Origin of the sequence: Gemmatimonas sp. (assembly GCF_044376735.1) — a bacterium.
GTDB lineage: Bacteria > Gemmatimonadota > Gemmatimonadetes > Gemmatimonadales > Gemmatimonadaceae > Gemmatimonas.
In genome coordinates this window covers 1-3,639 of the sequence record NZ_JBILKJ010000222.1, presented here as the reverse complement: position 1 = coordinate 3,639, position 3,639 = coordinate 1, and the positions used below count along the sequence as shown (strand labels likewise).

Genomic DNA, 3,639 nt, shown 5'->3' with positions numbered 1-3,639 from the left:
CGCCGAGCATGTTCACTCCGCCCACGATCGCAAAGGTCGCGATGAGCAGGGCGGCGCGCGGCCCCGGTCCGGCCAAGGCGGGAATGAGGGTGGCGGCATTGTCGGCGTACACCGTGGCCACCGCTGCCACAGCGTACGTACCCAATAACCAGAGCATGACGCCCGCCTGAAAGCCGAAAAACGGCCCAAAGGCCAGTTCGACATACGCGTAGGGTCCGCCGGTGAGCGAGACGCGACTGCCGGCTTCGGCGATACACATCACGATGAGTCCCATCGCGACGGCGCACACCAAGTAGGGGCGCGGCGGCACCGAGTGCCGCCGCCACCGACGCCGGCAGGCGGAAAATCCCGCCGCCGATGGTGACATTGGCGATGGCCGCCGCGAGGCCCCACACGCCGACGGCCCGGACCAGAGACTGTTCGGCGCCTCGGGTTGGGCTTGGCGCGGTCGGTGACGCGGTGCTGCGTTGAGTCATAGAGGGTGTGCTGGCGAAGGAGAGTCGACCGGCGGCATTGGACGGCAGGGCGTATCGGTGCTGAGGCGTGTCACAGAAGCGTTGAGGAGTGGCGCTGGACTGCGAGGCGCCCCGGCGACCGAGCGGGAGGCGGCCACCGACCCTCAGACAAAACGTAAACAGCGATCCTGCAATGCCCTAGCGGCAGTGCGCGTATAGACGGGAGCCCTTGCCCGATATCCGGGGCGGGCACATCGTTCATAGAAGGAGCGCGGTTTGCGCTCACTGGTTGTTCCCGCCCGGCACTGCTGTTCCCGCCCCGCCCCGAGGCTCTGGGATGAAAACTGTCGTTGCATTTGGTGCTGGCTCGCTCATGCTCGCGATCGCGGTGAGCAGCGCCGATCGTGTCGAATCACCCGCCGCGCGCCCGACGACACCGGTCGCGGTGGCATCGCCCGCGAGTTTTCTCGCGCCGTCGTCGCCGGCACCGCTGTCGCGCTATCGCGCCACGCTCGATGAGATACGCCCCAGCGTCGGTACGCCTGCGCGTCGCACGCGCACGCTGGCGCCGGTCGTGCTCAACGACGTCGTCAAGAAGAACTGCGCCGGCTGCCACAGCGACCAGCGCAAGATGGGCAACTTCTCACTGCAGTCGTTCGATCTCGCCACGGTCGGGGCCACGTCGCCGATCATCGCCGAGAAGATGATCGGGAAGCTGCGCACGGGAATGATGCCGCCGCCGGGACGTCCGCGTCCGGCCGGTGACACGCTCGACGTGCTCACGGAAACACTCGAACGGCAGATGGATGCGATCGCGGTGCGGAAGCCGGATGTGGGCCGGCGCTCGTTTCAGCGGTTGAACCGCGCGGAGTACGAGCGCGCGGTGAAGGACCTGCTCACGGTCACTGTGAACGCCGAGTCGTGGCTGCCGCTGGACACGAAGAGCGCCAACTTCGACAACATTGCCGACGTGCAGATCCCGTCGGCGACGGTGCTGGAAGCGTATCTCGATGCCGCGAACGCCATCAGTCGCCTCGCGGTCGGCGATGCGAAGGCGACCGTGTCGACCACGACGTTCAAGGTCTCGCGCCTCGCGAACCAGAACGGGCGCGACGGCGACACGCCGATCGGCACCCGCGGTGGCGGGTCAGCCACCCACTACTTTCCGGCCGACGGCGAGTACGTGTTTGCCGTGTCGCTGCACTCCACACCGATCGGCCAGCTGGTGGGTTCCAACGCGCCCTTCGACGAGAAGATCGAGATCTCGGTGGACGGCGAGCGTGTGGCGCTGCTCGACGTCGACCGCGGCATGCACGAGAGTGAGCCGAATGGTTTGGATCTCAAGACCAAGCCGATCACGGTGAAGGCCGGGCCGCGCGTCGTGGCGGCGGCCTATGTGCGGACGTTCGAAGGGCCCGTCGAAGATCTCATGACGCCTATCGGGAACAGCCTGCCCGACACGCAGATCGGCATTCAGGACGCGATCACGATTCAGGGCCATATGAAGCTGTTCACGGTCACGGGGCCGTTCAATCCCACGGGTGTCTCCGATACGCCGAGCCGCCGTCGCCTCTTCAGCTGCCGCCCGCTGAGTGCCGCTGAACAGCGTCCGTGCGCCGAGCGCATTGTGAATCGCATCGGGGCGCAGGCATACCGTCGGCCGCTCACGGTCAGCGATCGCAAGGCGATCATGAGCTTCTACGACGAGGAGGCGAAGTCGGGCGGATTCGAGAGCGGTGTTCGTGGCGCCGTCGAGGCGATTCTGGCCAGTCCGTACTTCGTGTTCCGCGCGGATGAAGTGGCCGCGACGGCGAAGCCGGGGTCGAAGGTCGCGGTCAGTTCCACCGACCTCGCGTCGCGCCTCTCGTTCTTCCTGTGGGGCACGTTGCCCGACTCGACCCTCACGAGCATCGCGCAGCGCGGCCTGCTCACCGATACCACGGTGCTGGTGGCGCAAACCAAGCGTATGCTGGCCGATCCGCGCGCCGACGCGCTGTCCACGCGGTTCGCGGCGCAGTGGCTGCGCCTGCAGGACATCGAGAAGGTCCATCCCGACCCGCTGCTGTACCCCGCGTTCAATCTGCAGCTCGCGAAGAACATGCAGAAGGAAACGGAGCTGTTCGTGGCCAGCCTGGTGCGCGAAAACCGCAGCCTGCTCGACCTGTATACGGCCGATTACACGTATGTGAACGAGGATCTGGCCCGGCACTACGGCATGGTCGATGTGGTGGGCACGGATTTCCGTCGCGTTCAGTACACCGACAAGAATCGCGTGGGCATTCTCGGTCATGGCAGCGTGCTGTTGCTGACGTCGCAGGGCAATCGCACGTCGCCCGTGTTGCGTGGCAAGTGGGTGATGGAAGTGCTCATGGGTTCGCCGCCGCCACCGCCGCCGCCCAACGTGCCCGATCTCGAAGTGACCGGCGCCAGTAAGGAAGGGCGCATGCTGACCACGCGCGAGCGCATGGAAGAGCATCGCAACAACGCCTCGTGTCGCTCATGCCACCAGTTCATCGATCCCATCGGGCTCGCGCTCGACAACTTCGATGTGATCGGACAGTGGCGCATCAAGGAAAACAATATGCTGCTCGACACGCGCGGCGACTACTACGACGGTACGAAGATCACGGGACCGCGCGAGTTGCAGCAGGTGCTGCTCAAGCGTCCGGTGCCGCTGGTGCGCACGTTCGTGACGAACCTCATGGCCTACGCGGTGGGCCGGCGCGTGGAGTACGCCGATGGTCCGGCGATCCGCAAGATCGAAGCGTCAGTGAAGGCCAAGAACTATCGAATTCAAGATGTCGTGCTGGGTGTGGTGAAGAGCGACGCGTTCCGGATGCGCATGGTGCCGGTCGCTCAGGCAGCACTCCCCGCGAGCGGGGCATCAGTCGGCCAAAGCCGCTGAATTTTCTGATCAACTCCTGAGGAGCAACCGCTATGCAGTTCCTGACTGGAAAGGCGATGCCTCGCCGGCAGTTCGTGCAGTCGCTGAGCGCCACGATCGCGCTGCCGTATCTGAACGCCATGGTCCCCCGCGGCCAGAGCCTCATGGGCTCTGCCAACGCGGCGCCGCGCCTGATCGCCATCGAGATGGTGCACGGTGCCGCCGGCTCGAACGACATCGGCGCGAAGCTCAACTTCTGGTCGCCCGCGGCCACCGGACGTGACTTCGATCTGTCGCCGT

At 65.8% G+C, this 3,639-nt stretch carries 1 protein-coding gene and 2 pseudogenes; 2 read left to right on the top strand and 1 reads right to left on the bottom strand.

Annotated elements, in window-relative coordinates; all coding sequences use genetic code 11:
- Positions 1-310: pseudogene (locus tag ACIRA7_RS15770) on the bottom strand (hypothetical protein); the annotation flags it as partial.
- A 482-nt stretch (positions 311-792) separates the two neighbouring features.
- Between ACIRA7_RS15770 and ACIRA7_RS15765 the strand changes: the two are divergent.
- Together ACIRA7_RS15765 and ACIRA7_RS15760 are read left to right on the top strand one after the other, a co-directional pair.
- The gene (locus ACIRA7_RS15765; protein ID WP_396221790.1) at positions 793-3,360 is read left to right on the top strand and encodes a DUF1592 domain-containing protein; all 2,568 of its coding nucleotides are present in this window, start codon (positions 793-795) and stop codon (positions 3,358-3,360) included.
- 32 nt (positions 3,361-3,392) lie between these two features.
- A pseudogene (locus ACIRA7_RS15760) lies at positions 3,393-3,639 on the top strand (hypothetical protein); the annotation flags it as partial.